This window comes from Synechococcus sp. RS9902 (assembly GCF_014279635.1).
Classification (GTDB): Bacteria; Cyanobacteriota; Cyanobacteriia; order PCC-6307; family Cyanobiaceae; genus Parasynechococcus.
Window position 1 is genome coordinate 738,252 of sequence record NZ_CP047949.1, and the last position, 18,909, is coordinate 757,160.

At 62.9% G+C, this 18,909-nt stretch carries 15 protein-coding genes; 14 read left to right on the plus strand and 1 reads right to left on the minus strand.

Going from position 1 to position 18,909, the window contains the following annotated elements; all coding sequences use genetic code 11:
- Positions 1-156 precede the first annotated feature (156 nt).
- Both SynRS9902_RS03855 and rpiA read left to right on the plus strand, forming a co-directional pair.
- Positions 157-1,221 carry a trypsin-like peptidase domain-containing protein gene (locus SynRS9902_RS03855; RefSeq protein ID WP_186510508.1) on the plus strand — a complete coding sequence of 355 codons (1,065 nt, stop codon included), beginning with the start codon at positions 157-159 and terminating at the stop codon, positions 1,219-1,221.
- A 38-nt stretch (positions 1,222-1,259) separates the two neighbouring features.
- Entirely contained in the window at positions 1,260-1,979 is a 720-nt protein-coding gene (gene rpiA / locus SynRS9902_RS03860) for a ribose-5-phosphate isomerase RpiA (RefSeq protein WP_186510042.1), read from the plus strand.
- Here rpiA and hisD read toward each other — a convergent pair.
- A complete protein-coding gene (gene hisD / locus SynRS9902_RS03865; protein ID WP_186510043.1) occupies positions 1,972-3,279 on the minus strand; it encodes a histidinol dehydrogenase in 1,308 nt (435 codons plus the stop codon). The two genes, rpiA and hisD, sit on opposite strands and share 8 nt — an antisense overlap.
- A 108-nt stretch (positions 3,280-3,387) precedes the next feature.
- On the opposite strand from hisD, the gene rpsT reads away from it, so the two are divergent.
- The 12 genes from rpsT to SynRS9902_RS03920 all read left to right on the plus strand — a co-directional run bounded on the left by rpsT (position 3,388) and on the right by SynRS9902_RS03920 (position 18,907).
- On the plus strand, positions 3,388-3,684 hold the full coding sequence (rpsT, locus tag SynRS9902_RS03870; RefSeq protein WP_011365018.1) for a 30S ribosomal protein S20: 297 nt from the start codon (positions 3,388-3,390) through the stop codon (positions 3,682-3,684).
- Between the two features lie 48 nt (positions 3,685-3,732).
- Entirely contained in the window at positions 3,733-4,521 is a 789-nt protein-coding gene (locus tag SynRS9902_RS03875) for a TatD family hydrolase (protein WP_186510044.1), read from the plus strand.
- 281 nt (positions 4,522-4,802) lie between these two features.
- Complete coding sequence (rpoB, locus tag SynRS9902_RS03880; RefSeq protein ID WP_038553495.1) at positions 4,803-8,096, plus strand: DNA-directed RNA polymerase subunit beta; 3,294 nt, start codon at positions 4,803-4,805, stop codon at positions 8,094-8,096.
- 48 nt (positions 8,097-8,144) lie between these two features.
- Positions 8,145-10,049, plus strand: coding sequence for a DNA-directed RNA polymerase subunit gamma (locus SynRS9902_RS03885; protein WP_115080893.1), 1,905 nt, complete (start codon positions 8,145-8,147; stop codon positions 10,047-10,049).
- Between the two features lie 47 nt (positions 10,050-10,096).
- Positions 10,097-14,185 (plus strand): DNA-directed RNA polymerase subunit beta', encoded by a 4,089-nt coding sequence (locus tag SynRS9902_RS03890; RefSeq protein WP_186510045.1) that lies wholly within the window; start codon positions 10,097-10,099, stop codon positions 14,183-14,185.
- 35 nt (positions 14,186-14,220) lie between these two features.
- Positions 14,221-14,373, plus strand: coding sequence for a hypothetical protein (locus SynRS9902_RS03895; RefSeq protein ID WP_006850847.1), 153 nt, complete (start codon positions 14,221-14,223; stop codon positions 14,371-14,373).
- Positions 14,370-15,428 (plus strand): 23S rRNA (adenine(2503)-C(2))-methyltransferase RlmN, encoded by a 1,059-nt coding sequence (gene rlmN / locus SynRS9902_RS03900; RefSeq protein WP_186510046.1) that lies wholly within the window; start codon positions 14,370-14,372, stop codon positions 15,426-15,428. The genes SynRS9902_RS03895 and rlmN overlap by 4 nt, the downstream gene beginning before the upstream one ends.
- Before the next feature lie 54 nt (positions 15,429-15,482).
- Positions 15,483-17,237 carry a sodium:solute symporter family protein gene (locus tag SynRS9902_RS03905; RefSeq protein ID WP_186510047.1) on the plus strand — a complete coding sequence of 585 codons (1,755 nt, stop codon included), beginning with the start codon at positions 15,483-15,485 and terminating at the stop codon, positions 17,235-17,237.
- 30 nt (positions 17,238-17,267) lie between these two features.
- The gene (locus tag SynRS9902_RS13585; protein ID WP_011365010.1) at positions 17,268-17,393 is read left to right on the plus strand and encodes a hypothetical protein; all 126 of its coding nucleotides are present in this window, start codon (positions 17,268-17,270) and stop codon (positions 17,391-17,393) included.
- A 30-nt stretch (positions 17,394-17,423) separates the two neighbouring features.
- Positions 17,424-18,236, plus strand: coding sequence for a HEAT repeat domain-containing protein (locus SynRS9902_RS03910; RefSeq protein WP_114989424.1), 813 nt, complete (start codon positions 17,424-17,426; stop codon positions 18,234-18,236).
- 75 nt (positions 18,237-18,311) lie between these two features.
- Entirely contained in the window at positions 18,312-18,515 is a 204-nt protein-coding gene (locus SynRS9902_RS03915) for a DUF2997 domain-containing protein (protein WP_186510048.1), read from the plus strand.
- Positions 18,515-18,907, plus strand: a complete 393-nt coding sequence (locus tag SynRS9902_RS03920; RefSeq protein ID WP_011365007.1) for a DUF1257 domain-containing protein — start codon at positions 18,515-18,517, stop codon at positions 18,905-18,907. Before SynRS9902_RS03915 ends, SynRS9902_RS03920 begins: the two co-directional genes overlap by 1 nt.
- Positions 18,908-18,909: the final 2 nt, after the last annotated feature.

An 18,909-nucleotide genomic window follows, 5' to 3' on the forward strand; every position in this document is an offset into this window, starting at 1 on the left:
GCTGGAATGTCCAAGCTCGACCGCGCATCGCAATGGAGGTGCTGAGATTGCGATCGATTTGGACCAGGGACCGTTTCTCGGGCTGGATCCGATAAAAAGAAGGCAATTAAAGGTCTTGTGTTGCGGTACGCCCTGCGTCAACTCCTGGCCGTTCTGATGGCCGTATCGGTTCTGGTCGGTGAAGGTGAATCAGCGCAGGCCCTGGAGCACAGCTTTGTGGCCGATGCCGTTCAGCGGGTGGCTCCGGCGGTGGTTCGGATCGATACCGAGCGCACCGTGGAACGTCAGCCGTTTGACCCCACGCTGCTTGACCCCCTGCTGCGGGACCTGCTGGGGGACCCTCCGGCAGGTCCGGAGCGGGAACGGGGCCAAGGCTCCGGTGTGGTGATCGATGCCAAAGGGCTTGTGCTCACCAACGCCCATGTGGTGGATCGGGTGGAGTCCGTCAGCGTCACCCTGGCCGACGGCGAACAGCGGGATGGCCAGGTGGTGGGCACCGATGCGGTGACGGATCTGGCCCTGGTGCGTCTCGAGGGCGATCAACTGCCGCCAAGGGCTCCCTTGGGTGATTCGGAAGCCATGCAGGTGGGCGATTGGGCGATTGCCCTCGGCACCCCGTTCGGATTGGAACGCACGGTGACCCTGGGCATCGTCAGCAGCTTGCACCGCAACATCAACAGCCTTGGCTTCGCCGACAAACGGCTGGAACTGATTCAGACCGATGCCGCCATCAACCCCGGTAATTCCGGTGGGCCGTTGGTGAACGGCGATGGCCAGGTGATTGGCATCAACACCCTGGTGCGGTCGGGCCCTGGGGCCGGCCTCGGTTTCGCCATCCCGATCAACCTGGCCCGCCGGGTGGCGGATCAGCTCCAGCAGCAGGGTCAAGTGGTGCACCCCTACATCGGTCTGCAACTGGTGGCCCTCACACCGCGCATCGCGCGCGAGCACAACAAGGACCCCAATGCCCTTGTGCAGCTGCCGGAACGCAGTGGTGCCCTGGTGCAAGCCGTGCTGCCCGATGGCCCGGCCGAAAAAGCAGGACTGCGCCGCGGCGATCTGCTGATCACGGTGGATGAGCGCGACATTGCCGACCCTCAGGCGCTGCTCGAGGTGGTGGATGCCGCCGCCATCGATGTTCCCCTGCCTCTGAAAGTGCTGCGGGGCGGCCGCGAGCTCACCCTGTCCGTCAAACCGGAGCCCCTGCCTGGGATGGCCTGAAACCCCTTGCTACGGTCGCGCCCAAAGGACGTGACCTGATGGCTGATCTACAGACCCAGATGAAGCAGGCGGTGGCTGATGCCGCCGTGGACCAGATCAAGGACGGCATGGTGCTGGGCCTGGGATCAGGCTCCACCGCCGCCCTGATGATTCAGGGCCTGGGGGCCAAGCTCGCCAGCGGAGAACTCAAAGACATCGTCGGTGTCACCACGTCCTTCCAAGGAGAGGTGCTGGCCGCTGAGCTCAACATTCCCCTGCTCAGTCTCAACGCCGTCAGCCGGATTGATCTGGCCATCGATGGTGCCGATGAAGTCGACCCTGGCTTCCAGTTGATCAAGGGCGGTGGTGCCTGCCACGTGCAGGAGAAACTCGTGGCGGCACGGGCGGATCGGTTTGTGGCGGTGGTGGACTCCACCAAACTGGTGGACCGTCTCAACCTCGGTTTTCTGCTGCCGGTGGAAGTGCTCCCCGGGGCCTGGCGCCAGGTGAAGCAGCAGCTGGAAGCCCTCGGGGGCAGCGCTGAGCTGCGCATGGCCCAGCGCAAGGCCGGCCCTGTGGTCACCGATCAGGGCAACCTGGTGCTGGACGCCAAGCTCGACGGCGGCATCAGCGATCCAGTGGCCCTGGAGCAGACGATCAACAACATTCCCGGTGTGCTGGAGAACGGCCTGTTCGTCAACATCACCGATGAGGTGCTGGTCGGTGAGATCACCGATGGTGTGGCGGGTGTCCGCAGCCTGGAGAAGCGCCTCAGCTGAGGCGCCGCCGCACCGATTCAGCGTGGCTGTGCAGGCCTTCACTGCTGGCCAGCTCCTGCACAGCTGAACCCGTTGCTTCCAGGGCAGCCCGGTTGAAACCGATCAGCGAGGTGTGGCGCATGAAGGTCTCAACACTGAGGGCCCCGCTGAAACGCGCGGCTCCACAGGTGGGCAATGTGTGGTTCGGGCCTGCCAGGTAATCCCCCACCGCTTCCGGGGACCATGGGCCCAGGAAAATTGCTCCGGCGTTCTGAATGCGATCCGCCAGCGGCTCGGGCCGCTCCACCAGCAGCTCCAGGTGTTCGGGGGCGAAGCTGTCGCTAAGGCGGGCACAGCTTTCCAGGTCGTTGCAGACCACCACCAGCCCCCAGTCCCGCAGAGCGGCTTCGCAGATCTCCTGGCGGGGGTGATCGGCCAGCTGTTCGGCCACTGCGGCGTTGATTCCGTCGGCCAGAGCAGGGTCGGTGGTGATCAGTACCGCCGCCGCCAGGGGGTCATGCTCCGCCTGCGCCAACAGATCTGCTGCCACCTGATCGGGCTTGGCGGAGTGGTCTGCGATCACCAGCACTTCGCTCGGTCCCGCCAGGGAATCGATGGCCACCTGGCCGTACACCGCCTGTTTCGCCAGGGTGACGTAGAGGTTTCCGGGGCCACTGATCACATCCACCTTGGGCACGCTCTCGCTGCCGTAGGCCATGGCGGCAACAGCCTGGGCACCTCCGAGGCGGAACACCGTTTTCACGCCGGCCAGGTGGGCCGCTGCCAGTACCACGGGGTTCACCGCACCATCACGTCCGGCGGGGGAACAGATCACCACGTCTTTGACGCCGGCGACCCGGGCTGGCACCGCATTCATCAGCACGGTGCTGGGGTAAGCCGCCCGACCTCCCGGCACGTAAAGACCCGCCCGCTCCACCGGCCGCCAGCGCCGCCCAAGCTGTTCGCCGTGGGGGCCCGTCACCGCCAGATCGGCGGGACGTTGGCGTTGGTGAAAGTCGGTGATGCGGCGATGGGCCAGCTCTAGGGCATCCCGCAGGTTGGTCGGCAGCGACGTCCAGGCCTGTTCGAGGGCCTCGGGGCACACCGCCATTGGTTCGGGCCGGAAGCCATCGAACCGTTCGGTGAAGTCGGCAATGGCGGCATCACCGCGGTCGCGCACCGCTGTGAGAATGGATTCAACCCGCTCACGGGCTTCACCCTGCTGGGTTTGTGTGGTGCGGCTCGACAACCGTTTCAGCTCCGTCTGGGCCCGGTCCAGATCCCGCACGATGCGAAGGGGAGCAACGGCCGGCTGGCTCACAGACAAAGGAACAGTGGGAGAGTTCGGTCAAGTTAGGACTCCACAACCCAGGGAAGGGGGTCCTGTCAAGGAGTAAGGTGCTGGATTGTTCGCAACGTTGAAGCCTCAGTGGCCAATAACAAGTCAGCCAAGAAGCGGATTGAGATTGCTGAGCGCAACCGTCTGCGCAACCGCACCTACAAGTCGTCGATGCGCACCCTGATGAAGCGCTGCTTCGCCGCCTGTGACGCCTACAGCGCCACCCCTGGTGATGAAGCCAAGGCCAGCGTGCAGACCTCCATGCGTGCCGCCTTCAGCAAGATCGACAAGGCCGTGAAGGTGGGTGTGCTGCACCGCAACAACGGTGCCAACCAGAAGTCCCGCCTCAGTGCGGCCGTGCGCAAGGTGCTCGAGCCCGCCAGCTGATTCGGTTTCAACCGGCAGAATGGGCCGAAAGCGCGTTTCGGCCCAGCTGTGTCCCTCACCCCGACGTTGATTGACAGCCACTGTCACATCGTCTTCCGCAACTTTGACGACGACCTCGATGAGGTGGCCTCACGCTGGCGTGAGGTTGGGGTTGGTGCACTGCTGCACGCCTGCGTCGAACCCTCCGAAATCCCGGCGATCCGCGCCCTGGCGGATCGATTCCCGGAGATGCGTTATTCCGTCGGCGTCCATCCACTGGACACCGAGCATTGGCGGGATGACACGGTGGCGGTGCTGCGCCGGGCAGCTCTGGAGGACAATCGGGTGGTCGCCATCGGCGAGCTCGGCCTCGATCTCTTCCGAGACAAGAATCTCGAGGAGCAGCTTGCTGTGCTGCGCCCTCAATTGGACCTAGCGGTGGAGTTGAACCTGCCGGTGATCATTCACTGCCGGGATGCCGCCGAGCCGATGCTGGAGGAACTGCGGGCCCGAAAGGCGCAGGGCCGTTGCCCCGGAGGGGTGATGCATTGCTGGGGCGGTACCCCCGATGAAATGCACCAGTTCCTGGAGCTCGGCTTCTACATCAGCTTCAGCGGCACCGTCACCTTCCCCAAGGCGGAGCCCACCCACGACTGCGCCCGTCAGGTGCCGGAGGATCGTTTTCTGGTGGAAACCGATTGCCCCTTCCTGGCCCCTGTGCCTCGCCGCGGCAAGCGCAACGAGCCCGCCTTCGTGGCTTCCGTTGCCACGCGGGTGGCTGAGCTGCGCGGCGTGGATCTCGACAGCGTGGCCTGCAGCAGCACCGCCAACGCCCGGCGTTTGTTCGGACTCCCTTAACCGGAGTTCCAAGGGTGTCGAGTCCATATGTAAGATGTTGTATTGGTCTGGCCATGCGCAGGATTCCGTCTTGTGTGTGGTGCCTGAAGCGTCCATTTCCTTCCGGTGCACTTGTCGTCGTCAGCTGATCTGACCCGCGATTTCTGAACAGCAGCAGCGGCGCTGTCGGTTCCGTCTTGGAAACCGTCGGTGCCGCTGTTGTGTCGAATCGTCCTGTCAGGTGAGCTTCTGCCGCCAATCCAGTCCTCCCCAGTCCCTTCGTCCTCTCTGCCGGTCCCCGCATGAGCAGCAGCGCGATTCAGGTCGCCAAGACCGCCACCTACCTCCCTGATCTGGTGGAGGTGCAGCGGGCCAGCTTTAAGTGGTTTTTGGATCAAGGTCTGATCGAGGAGCTGGAAAGCTTCTCTCCGATCACGGATTACACCGGCAAGCTGGAGCTGCACTTCATCGGTAGCGAGTACCGCCTGAAGCGCCCCCGCCACGATGTGGAAGAGGCCAAGCGCCGTGATGCGACTTTCGCGTCACAGATGTATGTGACCTGCCGCCTGGTTAACAAGGAGACCGGTGAGATCAAGGAGCAGGAGGTCTTCATCGGCGAACTGCCGCTGATGACCGAGCGCGGCACGTTCATCATCAACGGCGCTGAGCGCGTGATCGTGAACCAGATCGTGCGCAGCCCCGGTGTCTATTTCAAGGATGAAATGGACAAGAACGGCCGGCGTACTTACAACGCCAGCGTCATCCCCAACCGGGGTGCCTGGCTGAAGTTTGAGACAGATAAGAACGACTTGCTCCACGTTCGTGTGGACAAGACCCGCAAGATCAACGCGCACGTGCTCATGCGTGCCATGGGTCTGTCTGACAACGACGTGCTCGACAAGCTGCGTCACCCCGAGTTCTACAAGAAGTCCATTGATGCCGCCAACGACGAGGGCATCAGTTCGGAAGACCAAGCGCTGCTTGAGCTCTACAAGAAACTCCGTCCGGGTGAACCCCCCTCAGTGAGTGGCGGTCAGCAGCTGCTGCAGACCCGTTTCTTCGATCCCAAGCGCTACGACCTCGGTCGGGTCGGCCGCTACAAGATCAACAAGAAGCTGCGCCTCACCATCCCCGACACGGTGCGCACCCTCACCCATGAGGACGTGCTCTCCACGCTCGATTACCTGATCAACCTGGAACTGGATGTCGGCGGCGCCAGCCTCGACGACATCGATCACCTCGGCAACCGCCGCGTACGTTCCGTGGGCGAACTCCTGCAGAACCAGGTTCGGGTGGGTTTGAACCGTCTTGAGCGGATCATCAAGGAACGGATGACCGTCGGCGAAACCGATTCGCTGACCCCGGCCCAGTTGGTGAACCCCAAGCCCCTGGTGGCGGCGATCAAGGAGTTCTTCGGCTCCAGCCAGCTGAGCCAGTTCATGGACCAGACCAACCCTCTGGCTGAGCTCACCCACAAGCGCCGCATCTCGGCCCTTGGACCCGGCGGTCTCACCCGTGAGCGTGCCGGCTTCGCCGTCCGCGACATTCACCCTTCCCACTACGGCCGTCTCTGCCCGATTGAGACGCCGGAAGGCCCCAACGCCGGTCTGATCAACTCCCTGGCCACCCACGCCCGGGTCAACGAGTACGGCTTCATCGAAACGCCGTTCTGGAAGGTGGAGAACGGTGTCGTTCTGAAGGATGGCGATCCGATCTACCTGTCTGCCGACCGGGAAGACGAAGTGCGCGTCGCCCCTGGTGATGTGGCCACCGAGGACGACGGCCGGATCTCGGCGGATCTGATTCCTGTGCGTTACCGCCAGGACTTCGAGAAGGTCCCCCCTGAGCAGGTCGACTACGTCGCCCTTTCACCGGTGCAGGTGATCTCCGTGGCAACGTCCCTGATCCCCTTCCTGGAGCACGACGACGCCAACCGCGCCCTGATGGGCTCCAACATGCAGCGTCAGGCTGTGCCGTTGCTGCGTCCTGAGCGTGCCCTAGTGGGAACCGGCCTGGAAACCCAGGTGGCCCGCGACTCCGGCATGGTGCCGATCTCCCGGGTGAATGGCACCGTTACCTATGTGGATGCCAACGCCATCGTTGTTCAGGACGAGGACGGCAACGACCACACCCACTTCTTGCAGAAGTATCAGCGCTCCAACCAGGACACCTGCCTGAACCAGCGCCCGATCGTCCGCTGCGGTGATCCGGTGATTGTCGGCCAGGTGATGGCGGATGGTTCCGCCTGTGAAGGCGGTGAGATCGCCCTGGGTCAGAACGTTCTGATCGCTTACATGCCCTGGGAGGGTTACAACTACGAGGACGCGCTGCTGGTCAGCGAGCGTCTGGTTACCGACGACCTCTACACCTCGGTTCACATCGAGAAGTACGAGATCGAAGCGCGTCAGACCAAGCTCGGACCTGAGGAGATCACCCGCGAAATTCCCAACGTCGCTGAGGAAAGCCTGGGCAACCTCGACGAGATGGGCATCATCCGCGTGGGCGCTTTCGTTGAAAGCGGCGACATCCTCGTGGGCAAGGTGACGCCCAAGGGTGAATCCGATCAGCCGCCGGAAGAGAAGCTACTGCGCGCGATCTTCGGTGAGAAGGCGCGCGACGTGCGCGACAACTCCCTGCGGGTGCCCGGCACCGAGCGTGGCCGCGTTGTGGATGTGCGCATCTACACCCGTGAACAGGGTGATGAGCTGCCCCCCGGCGCCAACATGGTGGTTCGGGTGTATGTGGCCCAGCGCCGCAAGATCCAGGTCGGCGACAAGATGGCTGGCCGCCACGGCAACAAGGGCATCATCAGCCGCATCCTTCCTCGGGAGGACATGCCCTATCTGCCCGACGGCACCCCGGTCGACATCGTGCTCAACCCCCTGGGTGTGCCGAGCCGGATGAATGTGGGTCAGGTGTTCGAGCTGCTGATGGGTTGGGCCGCGTCCAACCTGGATTGCCGCGTGCGCATTGTTCCCTTCGATGAGATGCACGGTGCTGAGAAGTCCCAGCAGACCGTCGAGACCTTCCTCAAGGAAGCCGCCAAGCAGCCCGGCAAGGGTTGGGTGTACGACCCTGAGGATCCCGGCAAGCTGCAGCTGAGGGATGGCCGCACCGGTCTGCCCTTCGATCAGCCCGTGGCCGTGGGTTACTCCCACTTCCTCAAGCTGGTTCACCTGGTGGACGACAAGATTCACGCCCGTTCCACCGGCCCCTACTCCCTGGTCACCCAGCAGCCCCTGGGCGGTAAGGCACAGCAAGGTGGTCAGCGTCTGGGTGAGATGGAGGTGTGGGCCCTCGAGGCCTATGGCGCCGCATACACCCTGCAGGAACTGCTCACGGTCAAGTCCGACGACATGCAGGGCCGCAACGAGGCCCTCAACGCCATCGTCAAGGGCAAACCGATTCCCCGCCCGGGTACACCGGAATCCTTCAAGGTGCTGATGCGCGAGCTTCAGTCCCTGGGTCTGGACATCGCCGTCTACACCGACGAAGGCAAGGAAGTGGATCTGATGCAGGACGTGAACCCACGTCGCAGCACCCCCAGCAGGCCCACCTACGAATCCCTCGGCGTCGCGGATTACGACGAGGACTGACGGATCAACGAACGAACCGATTCCCCGCTCCTTCTTCCTTAACCGTCAATGACCAACAGCAACCTCCGCACCGAGAACCACTTCGATTACGTCAAGATCACCCTCGCCTCACCCGATCGGGTGATGGAGTGGGGACAGCGCACCCTGCCTAACGGTCAGGTGGTCGGTGAGGTCACCAAGCCGGAGACCATCAACTACCGCACTCTCAAGCCTGAGATGGACGGGCTGTTCTGCGAAAAGATCTTTGGCCCGTCCAAAGACTGGGAATGCCACTGCGGCAAGTACAAGCGGGTGCGTCACCGGGGCATCGTTTGTGAACGCTGCGGTGTGGAGGTCACCGAGAGCCGCGTGCGTCGTCACCGCATGGGCTTCATCAAGCTGGCGGCCCCTGTCTCCCACGTCTGGTACCTGAAGGGGATCCCCAGCTACGTGGCCATCCTGCTCGACATGCCCCTGCGGGATGTGGAGCAGATCGTTTACTTCAACTGCTACGTGGTGCTGGATCCCGGCGACCACAAGGACCTGAAGTACAAGCAGCTGCTCACCGAAGACGAGTGGCTGGAAATTGAAGACGAGATCTACGCCGAAGATTCCGAGATCGAGAACGAGCCCGTGGTGGGCATCGGCGCCGAGGCCCTCAAGCAACTGCTGGAAGACCTCACCCTCGATGAAGTGGCTGAGCAGCTGCGGGAGGAGATCAACGGCAGCAAGGGTCAAAAGCGCGCCAAGTTGATCAAGCGTCTGCGCGTGATCGACAACTTCATCGCCACCAACGCTCGTCCCGAGTGGATGGTGCTGGATGTGATCCCGGTGATTCCGCCCGACCTGCGCCCGATGGTGCAGCTCGATGGTGGTCGTTTCGCCACCAGCGATCTCAACGATCTCTACCGGCGGGTGATCAACCGCAACAACCGTCTGGCGAGGCTCCAGGAAATCCTGGCCCCTGAAATCATCGTCCGCAACGAGAAGCGGATGCTGCAGGAGGCCGTCGACGCCCTGATCGACAACGGTCGTCGCGGTCGCACCGTGGTGGGTGCCAACAACCGTCCGCTCAAGTCACTGAGCGACATCATTGAAGGCAAGCAGGGCCGCTTCCGTCAGAACCTCCTGGGTAAGCGGGTCGACTACTCCGGTCGTTCCGTGATCGTGGTGGGTCCGAAGCTGAAGATGCACCAGTGCGGTCTGCCCAAGGAGATGGCGATCGAGCTGTTCCAGCCCTTCGTGATCCACCGCCTGATCCGCCAGAACATCGTCAACAACATCAAGGCGGCCAAGAAGCTGATTCAGCGGGCCGACGATGAAGTGATGCAGGTGCTGCAAGAGGTGATCGACGGCCATCCGATCCTGCTGAACCGTGCTCCAACCCTGCACCGTCTCGGCATTCAGGCCTTCGAACCCAAGCTGGTGGATGGCCGTGCCATTCAGCTGCACCCCCTCGTCTGCCCAGCCTTCAACGCTGACTTTGACGGTGACCAGATGGCCGTTCACGTGCCCCTGGCCATAGAGGCGCAGACCGAGGCCCGCATGCTGATGCTGGCCAGCAACAACATTCTGTCGCCTGCGACCGGTGAGCCGATCATCACCCCGTCCCAGGACATGGTGCTGGGCTCCTACTACCTGACCGCGCTTCAACCCGGTGTCTCCAAGCCCGACTTCGGCGATCGCAGCTGCACGTTCGCGGGTCTGGAGGATGTCATCCACGCCTTCGAAGACAACCGGATCGGTCTGCACGACTGGGTGTGGGTCCGCTTCAACGGTGAAGTTCAGGACGATGAAGAGCTGGATGCGCCCAGCAAGAGCGAATCCCTCAGCGATGGCACGCGCATCGAAGAGTGGAGCTACCGCCGCGACCGTTTCGATGAAGACGGTGCCCTGATCAGCCGCTACATCCTCACCACTGTGGGCCGCGTGGTGATGAATCACACGATCATCGACGCGGTGGCCGCCGCCTGAATCAAGCCAGACGTCCTTCCTCCTTAACTCCTGATCCGCGCGCAGCCATGACCTCGTCCTCGAAATCCCGCAAGTCCAAATCCAGCAAGGCCTCCAAGGCCGCCAAAGAGGCTCCCGTGAGCGCATCGCGTCCGCTCTCGAAGACCCCACCGCCGTTCCGCAACCAGGTCATCGACAAGCGGGCCCTCAAGCAGCTCGTCGCCTGGTCCTACAAGAACCACGGCACGGCGGTGACGTCGGCCATGGCCGACAACCTCAAGGATCTTGGCTTCAAGTACGCCACCCAGGCGGCTGTGTCGATCTCCGTCGACGACCTCAAGGTGCCCGAGGCGAAGAAGGATCTGCTGGGCCAGGCCGAGGAACAGATCACGGCCACCGAAGAGCGCTATCGCCTGGGTGAAATCACCGAGGTGGAGCGTCACACCAAGGTGATCGACACCTGGACCGAGACCAACGAGCGTCTGGTGGATGCCGTCAAAAAGAACTTTGACGAGAACGCACCGCTGAACTCGGTGTGGATGATGGCCAACTCCGGTGCCCGGGGAAACATGTCCCAGGTGCGTCAGCTGGTGGGCATGCGCGGCCTGATGGCCAACCCGCAGGGTGAAATCATTGACCTTCCGATCCGCACCAACTTCCGTGAGGGTCTGACGGTCACCGAGTACGTCATCTCCTCCTATGGCGCCCGGAAGGGTCTGGTGGATACGGCGCTACGCACCGCCGACTCCGGTTACCTCACCCGTCGTCTGGTGGACGTTGCCCAAGATGTGATCGTCCGTGAGGACGACTGCGGTACGACCCGCCACATCGTGGTGGACGCTGAGGACGGCAAATTCGGCAGCCGGCTTGTGGGTCGCCTGACCGCTGCCCAGGTGGTGAATGCCGATGGCGAGGTGCTGGCTGAGCGCGACACCGAAATCGATCCGCCGCTGTCCAAGTCCTTCGAGGCCGCTGGCGTCAAGGCCGTGAGTGTGCGTTCGCCGCTCACCTGTGAAGCCAACCGTTCCGTTTGCCGCAAGTGCTACGGGTGGGCGCTGGCCCACAACGAATTGGTCGACCTGGGTGAAGCCGTCGGCATCATCGCGGCCCAGTCGATCGGTGAGCCTGGAACCCAGCTCACCATGCGGACCTTCCACACCGGTGGTGTGTCCACCGCTGAAACCGGTGTGGTTCGCTCCAAGGTGGCTGGAACTGTCGAGTTCGGCAGCAAGGCGCGGGTGCGTCCCTACCGCACCCCCCACGGTGTGAACGCCCAACAGGCTGAGGTTGATTTCAACCTCACGATCAAGCCGTCCGGCAAGGGCAAGGCCCAGAAGATCGAGATCACCAACGGCTCCCTGTTGTTCGTCGACAACGGTGCTGACATCGATGCCGACGTCACCGTGGCGCAGATCGCCGCTGGTGCGATCAAGAAGAGTGTGGAGAAGGCCACCAAGGACGTGATCTGCGACCTGGCTGGCCAGGTGCGTTACGAGGAGGCGATCCAGCCCCGTGAGGTCACCGACCGCCAGGGCAACATCACCCTGAAGGCCCAGCGTCTCGGCCGGATGTGGGTGCTTTCCGGCGACGTCTACAACCTGCCGCCCAACGCTCAGCCCGTGGTCGGTAGCGAGACCCAGGTCACTGAGGGTCAGGTGCTGGCCGAAGCCAGCCAGCGCAGTGAGTACGGCGGTGAAGTGCGCCTGCGCGACTCCATCGGTGATTCCCGTGAGGTGCAGATCGTCACCACGGCGATGACCCTCAAGGACTTCAAACTGCTCGAGGAGTCCACCCACTCCGGTGAGATCTGGAACCTCGAGGCCAAAGACGGCACCCGTTACCGCCTCAACACCATCCCCGGCAGCAAGATCGGTTCCGGTGAGGTCATCGCTGAACTGGCTGATGACCGCTTCCGCACCGGCACCGGTGGTCTGGTGAAGTTTGCCCCTGGTTTGGCGATCAAGAAGGCCCGTTCCGCCAAGAACGGTTACGAGGTCAACAAGGGCGGCACCTTGCTGTGGATCCCCCAGGAGACCCACGAAATCAACAAGGACATCTCCCTGTTGATGATCACCGACGGTCAGTGGATCGAGGCCGGCACCGAGGTTGTCAAAGACATCTTCAGCCAGACCGCGGGCATCGTCACCGTCACCCAGAAGAACGACATCCTGCGCGAAATCATCGTCCGCAGTGGTGAGTTCCACCTCTGCACCGATGCCAAGGCGCTGGAGCGTTTCGAGGGTGATGGCCAGATGGTCAACCCCGGCGAGGACATCGCCAAGGGGCTGTCCGTTGACACGATGAAGTACGTGCAGACGGTGGAGACCCCCGAAGGCAAGGGTCTGCTGCTGCGTCCGGTTGAGGAGTACACCATTCCCAACGAGGCCCAGCTGCCTGAGCTGTCCCATGTGAAGCAGGCCAATGGTCCTCACCTCGGCATCAAGGCCACCCAGCGTCTGGCGTTCAAGGACAACGAACTGATCAAGTCCGTTGAAGGTGTGGAGCTGCTCAAGACCCAGCTGCTGCTCGAGACCTTCGACACCACCCCGCAGATGACGGTGGATGTGGAGAAGGCTCCCGACAAGCGGGCCAAGACCATTTCCCGTCTGCGCCTTGTGATCCTCGAGTCGATCCTGGTGCGTCGCGACACCATGTCCGACTCCAGCCACGGCTCAACCCACACCGAGCTGCAGGTCGAAGATGGCGTGTCTGTGAAGGCTGGCGATGTGGTCGCCACCACGCAGATCCTCTGCAAGCAGGCCGGTCTGGCGCAGTTGCCTGAAGCCACGGAAGCCGACCCGGTGCGTCGGATGATCGTGGAACGCCCCGAAGACACCACCACCCTGAGCACCTCCGGCAAGCCGGTGGTGAGCGTCGGTCAGCGGATTGTCGATGGCGATGCCCTTGCCGACGGCGAAACCGCCACCTGCTGTGGTGAGATCGAGGCCGTCAGCGGCAACAGCGTCACCCTGCGTCTGGGACGTCCCTACATGGTGTCGCCCGACTCTGTCCTGCACGTGCGTGATGGAGATCTGGTGCAGCGCGGTGATGGCCTGGCCCTGCTGGTGTTCGAACGCCAGAAGACCGGTGACATCGTTCAGGGTCTGCCCCGAATCGAGGAATTGCTGGAGGCCCGTCGCCCCCGTGAATCCGCGATTCTCTGCAAGAAGCCTGGCACCGTTGAGATCAAGCAGGGTGAAGACGACGAGTCCCTCGCCGTCAACGTGATCGAATCCGATGACGCCATCGGTGAATATCCGATCCTGCTCGGCCGCAACATCATGGTGAGCGATGGCCAACAGGTCACCGCTGGTGAACTGCTGACCGATGGCCCGATCAACCCCCACGAGTTGCTCGAGTGCTACTTCGAAGATCTGCGCAGCCGCAAGCCTCTGATGGAGGCCGCCCAGGAGGCGATCGCCAATCTGCAGCACCGTCTGGTGACTGAGGTTCAGAACGTCTACAAGTCCCAGGGCGTCTCGATTGACGACAAGCACATCGAGGTGATCGTCCGTCAGATGACCAGCAAGGTGCGGGTCGAAGATGCCGGCGACACCACCCTGTTGCCCGGTGAGCTGATCGAACTGCGTCAGGTGGAAGACACCAACCAGGCCATGGCGATCACCGGTGGCGCTCCCGCCGAGTTCACCCCGGTTCTGCTGGGTATCACCAAGGCGTCGCTCAACACCGACAGTTTCATCTCCGCCGCCTCCTTCCAGGAGACGACCCGGGTGCTCACCGAAGCCGCCATCGAGGGCAAGAGCGACTGGCTGCGTGGTCTCAAGGAGAACGTGATCATCGGTCGCCTGATTCCTGCAGGTACCGGCTTCAGCGGCTTCGAAGAGGAGCTGCAGAAGGAGGCTGGCCCCCACCCCGACATCCTTTCGGAGGACCCGGCCGGCTACCGCCGCATGCAGAACCTGCGTCCCGACTACACCGTCGACATGCCCCCTGCGGCCAGCGCCAGTGCGGTGCTGGATGACCCCAGTGACGCCGATCTCGAGGCCACTCGCACCCGCCACAACATCGACCCTTCGGCGAGCAATTTCGCCGCGTTCACCCGTCCCGACGCCGACAATGAGCTGAAGGAAGAGCAGGTGGTCGATGCTGAAGCCGTTGAGGGTCTTCAGGAAGAAGGCCTGCTCTCTGACGAATGAGCTCCGCTCAATCGTTCACCATTGCAGCCCCTTCCATGCTTGAGCCCACTGAGATCCCCAAGAGACGCCTGCCCAAATATGGGTTCCACACCCATACCGAGCGGCTGAATGGACGTCTGGCCATGCTTGGCTTCATCGCTCTGATGGCGGTGGAGATCAAGCTTGGCCATGGTCTGCTGATCTGGTGACCCAGGCTCTGCTGGGTCGCAGCGCGGCCGAGCTGCAGGACTGGGCCGTCGCCCAGGGGCAGAAGCCGTTCCGCGGCCGTCAGCTGCATGACTGGATCTATGCCAAGGGGGCTCGATCCCTGGCCGACATCACGGTCTTCCCCAAGACCTGGCGTGCCGCCTTGTTGGAGGACGGTATTGATGTGGGCCGGCTGAGGGAAGTGCATCGTTCGGTGGCCACGGATGCCACCACCAAATTGCTCCTCTCCACCGAGGACGGCGAAACCATCGAAACGGTCGGGATTCCCACCGACCAACGCCTCACCGTCTGTGTGTCCAGCCAGGTGGGTTGTCCCATGGCCTGCCGCTTCTGTGCCACCGGCAAAGGGGGATTGCAGCGTTCACTTCAGACCCACGAAATCGTGGATCAGGTGCTGAGTGTGCGTGAGGCGATGGACCGTCGTCCTTCTCACATCGTGTTCATGGGCATGGGCGAGCCCTTGCTCAACAGCAGCGCTGTGCTGGAGGCGATCCGCTGCCTCAATGATGATCTCGGCATCGGCCAACGGCGCATCACCGTCAGCACGGTGGGTGTTCCGAAAACCTTGCCGCAACTCGCGGAACTGGCCATGCAGCGGCTGGGCCGCGCCCAGTTCACCCTGGCGGTGAGCCTCCATGCCCCCAACCAGCGGCTGCGCGAGGAGCTGATTCCCACAGCCCATGCCTACCCCTATGAGGCTTTGCTCGGGGATTGCCGTCACTATCTGGAGGTGACCGGTCGGCGGGTGAGTTTTGAGTACATCCTGCTCGGTGAACTCAACGATCAGCCCGAGCACGCCGCAGAGCTGGCGGATCGCGTTGGTGGTTTCCAGAGCCACGTGAACCTGATCGCCTACAACCCGATTGAGGAGGAGGAGTTCAAACGACCAACGCCGCAGCGGATCGAGGCGTTTCGTCGTGTGTTGGAGCGGCGCGGTGTTGCCGTGAGCCTCAGGGCCAGCCGGGGGCTCGATCAAAATGCAGCTTGCGGTCAGCTCCGGCGTCAGCAGATGGCCCCCAATTCATCCGGCAGCTGACGGGTGGGCTGATGCTCTTTCCCTCAGCAGACTGCTGAGGAACAGGGTCTGCGCATGACAGCGATCGATTGGCTGCTTCTCGCTGCTTACCTCGTTCTCACCCTGGTGTTGGGGTTGTGGCTGGCCCGCCGCAACAGCGGCGAGGCGGATTATTTCGTTGCTGGCCGTCGTCTGAACGGTTGGTTGGCCGGCGCCTCGATGGCGGCCACCACCTTCTCCATCGATACGCCGCTTTACGTCGCCGGTCTGGTGGGTGCCCGCGGCCTGGCGGGCAACTGGGAGTGGTGGAGCTTTGGTTTGGCCCACGTGGCCATGGCTGTTGTCTTCGCACCCCTTTGGCGCCGCAGCGGTGTGCTCACCGACGCCGCCTTCACCGAGCTGCGCTATGGCGGAGCGGCGGCGGCTTGGTTGCGCGGCATCAAGGCTTTCCTGCTGGCCGTGCCGGTGAACTGCATCGGCATCGGCTATGCCTTTCTCGCCCTCCGCAAGGTGGTGGAAGCGCTTGGGCTGGTGTCGGGTCAACCCGCAGCACTGGGACTGACGGACACGGTCTGGCTCCTGATGGTCGTGGCTCTGCTTGTGATGAGTTACACCGTGGCCGGTGGGCTCTGGGCCGTCGTGGTCACCGATCTGGTCCAGCTTGTGGTGGCGTTGGCAGGTGCCCTGGCCGTGGCTGCGGCTGCCCTCCATGCCGCAGGAGGGATGACCGCGTTGTTGGAACAACTGCAGGCGCTGCAGCGGCCGGAGCTGCTGTCTCTGGTGCCCTGGACCTGGGATGACGCGGGCTTCCACTGGTTGCAGGGCAGCGGCATCAGCATCCCGATGTTCACGGCTTACATCGCTGTGCAGTGGTGGAGTTTCCGCCGCAGCGATGGGGGTGGCGAGTTCATCCAGCGCATGCTGGCCACCCGCGATGAGCAGCAGGCGCGGCTGGCGGGTTGGGTGTTTCTGGTGGTGAATTACCTCGTGCGCAGCTGGCTCTGGATCGTGGTCGCGCTGGCGGCCCTGGTGTTGTTGCCGGCTGGCGCTGATCTTGAGCTCGGCTATCCAGCCCTGGCCGTGCAACTGCTGCCCCCGGTGGCGCTCGGCCTGGTGGTGATCTCTCTGGTGGCGGCGTTCATGAGCACCGTGAGCACCTCGGTGAACTGGGGAGCCAGCTACCTCACCCACGACCTCTATCAGCGCTTTGTTCGCCCCTCTGCCGGTTCGCGGGAGCTGTTGCTGGTGGGACAACTCACCACGGTTCTGCTGCTCGTTCTTGGGGTGATCACCGCTTTGATCAGCGACAGCATCGGCACGGTGTTTCGGCTGGTGATCGCGATCGGGTCCGGTCCCGGTGTGGTTCTGGTGCTGCGCTGGTTCTGGTGGCGCGTGAATGCCGCGGCGGAGCTGTCGGCGATGCTCTGCGGCTTCTTCGTTGGGGTGTTCACCTCGGTGGTGCCCCTGGTTCGTATCGAGGATTACGGGGTTCGCATTGCGGTGATCACCGGTCTCTCCGCTGTGGTCTGGTTGACGGTGATGCTGAGCACACCGCCGGAATCGGACGCTGTTTTGGAGCGGTTTGTGCGGACGGTGCGTCCTCCGGGCCCCGGGTGGTCCCGCCTGCGCCAGCGCTTCGGCGTCATGCCGATGGAGTCGTTGCCGACCATGCTGCGGCGCTTCGTGCTGGCCTGTGGTGTGTTGTTTGGCGGCCTGCTCGGCACCGGAGGCTTCCTGCTGCATCAACAGTGGAGTGGCTGGATCGGTCTGTCGGTGCTGATCCTCTCGATCTGGCAGCTGCGGCGGCGAGTCGATGCCGTGCCCTCTTGAGCAGAATGACGCCTTGATTGGTCTGTTCCGGTGTCGTTTTTTCGTTCCACGCTTCTGCCGGCTCTGATTGTTCTTCTGTTTGCCCTGGCGTTGTTCGCTGTGAGTGCCCGCATCTGGCTTCCCGGTGACATGCTGGCTCCAGCCCCGATGGGTTGAGTCCTGGATTGGCTCCCGTAGCATCCCCGCATGACTGACGACCGCAGCCAACAGAAGGACCAGGGGCTGTCCAGCCTTTCTGTGGATCCTGATCTGCTGGCGCGTGAGCTGGCGGCGGAAGACGACGTTGATCCGCTTGATGCAATCCAGCTCGATGACGCCGAGCAGGATTCCTCCCTGGAGATTGCCCGGGCCTGTGACCAGGGCCTGGTCTTGTTGCGTGGCAACCACGGAGAACGGCTGCAGGGCTTGCAGGTGTTTTGTGAACACCGTGATCCCCGGTCGATTGCTCTGCTGCTGCCCTTGCTCCAGAACTCCTGTCCGGTGGAGCGGATGAGTGCCGTCTACGCCTTGGGCCGCAATCCATCACCGCCGGCTGTTGAGCCGCTGTTGCAGCTGCTTCAGCTCGATGCCAATGCCTACGTCCGCAAGGCTGCGGCCTGGAGCCTGGGCAATTTCCCCGATGCTCCGGTGCTCAATCCGTTGATCCGGGCGCTGCAGACGGATGTCGCAGCGGTGCGCCTCTGGTGTCCGGGATCCCTGGCGGAAGCCGGCAGCCGTTCCCCGGTCAAGGCCGACCCCGCGGCGGGGCAATTGCTGGTGAGTCTGCGCATTGACAGCGAAGCGGTGGTGCGCAGCAACTGCATCTGGGCTTTGGGCCGTTTGATGGATCAGCTGGTGCAGCCGCGGCAAGCCGAGATCGTTGAAGCCCTGGTGAGTGCCCTGCTCCATGACGGGGAGATCTCCGTGCGCGATGAGGCCAGAACGGCCCTCGAGCAGCTGGAGGATCCGCTGGTGCTGGAACGCCTGCAGGCTCTGATCAACGACGGTTTCATCCTGTAGCGCCGCTCTTGTAACGGCAAACGCAACATTCAGGGGTGACCCCCACTAGATTGCTGCGCAAATCACGCTTCTTCGATGCCCCAGAAGACCATTCGTTTCACCATTCGGCCTGACGGCCGTGTGGAAGAACGGGTCGAGGGTGTTGCTGGTGAAGCGTGCCAGCAGCTCACTGAAGAAGTGGAAGCTGCTCTTGGAACGGTTGAACGTCAGGAATCCACATCCGAAGCGTTTCTGCAGTCTGAGGTCCAGTCCCAGCCTCTTCCCGCTCATTTGAACTGATGTCGCATTTCAGCACCGTCAAAACCGAACTGCGTCAGCTGGAGCCTCTGGTGAAAGCCCTGGAAGACATGGGCTATGCCCCTGATCAGGGTGAACGTCCCGTGCGCGGCTACCGCGGCCAGACAGTCACTGCTGATCTGGCCATCGCCGTGCAGGACGGTGGTGACATCGGTTTCCGCTGGAACAGCGCATCGGAGTCCTATGAGCTGGTCACCGACCTTGATCTGTGGAAGCAGCAGATTCCTGTGGAACGTTTTCTCTCCAAGCTCACCCAGCGCTACGCCCTGAACACGGTTCTGGCTGCCACCACCAAGGAAGGCTTTCAGGTTGCCGAGCAGACCCAGACCGAGGATGGTTCGATCGAACTCGTGGTGACCCGCTGGGACGCCTGAAT

Excerpts from the sequence above, each read along its gene's own strand:
- SynRS9902_RS03855 (WP_186510508.1), top strand. The coding sequence starts at position 157 with ATGGCCGTATCGGTTCTGGTCGGTGAAGGTGAATCAGCGCAGGCCCTG.
- rpiA (WP_186510042.1), top strand. The coding sequence starts at position 1,260 with ATGGCTGATCTACAGACCCAGATGAAGCAGGCGGTGGCTGATGCCGCC.
- rpoB (WP_038553495.1), top strand. The coding sequence starts at position 4,803 with ATGAGCAGCAGCGCGATTCAGGTCGCCAAGACCGCCACCTACCTCCCT.
- SynRS9902_RS03885 (WP_115080893.1), top strand. The coding sequence starts at position 8,145 with ATGACCAACAGCAACCTCCGCACCGAGAACCACTTCGATTACGTCAAG.
- SynRS9902_RS03890 (WP_186510045.1), top strand. The coding sequence starts at position 10,097 with ATGACCTCGTCCTCGAAATCCCGCAAGTCCAAATCCAGCAAGGCCTCC.
- SynRS9902_RS03895 (WP_006850847.1), top strand. The coding sequence starts at position 14,221 with ATGCTTGAGCCCACTGAGATCCCCAAGAGACGCCTGCCCAAATATGGG.
- SynRS9902_RS03905 (WP_186510047.1), top strand. The coding sequence starts at position 15,483 with ATGACAGCGATCGATTGGCTGCTTCTCGCTGCTTACCTCGTTCTCACC.
- SynRS9902_RS03910 (WP_114989424.1), top strand. The coding sequence starts at position 17,424 with ATGACTGACGACCGCAGCCAACAGAAGGACCAGGGGCTGTCCAGCCTT.
- SynRS9902_RS03915 (WP_186510048.1), top strand. The coding sequence starts at position 18,312 with ATGCCCCAGAAGACCATTCGTTTCACCATTCGGCCTGACGGCCGTGTG.
- SynRS9902_RS03920 (WP_011365007.1), top strand. The coding sequence starts at position 18,515 with ATGTCGCATTTCAGCACCGTCAAAACCGAACTGCGTCAGCTGGAGCCT.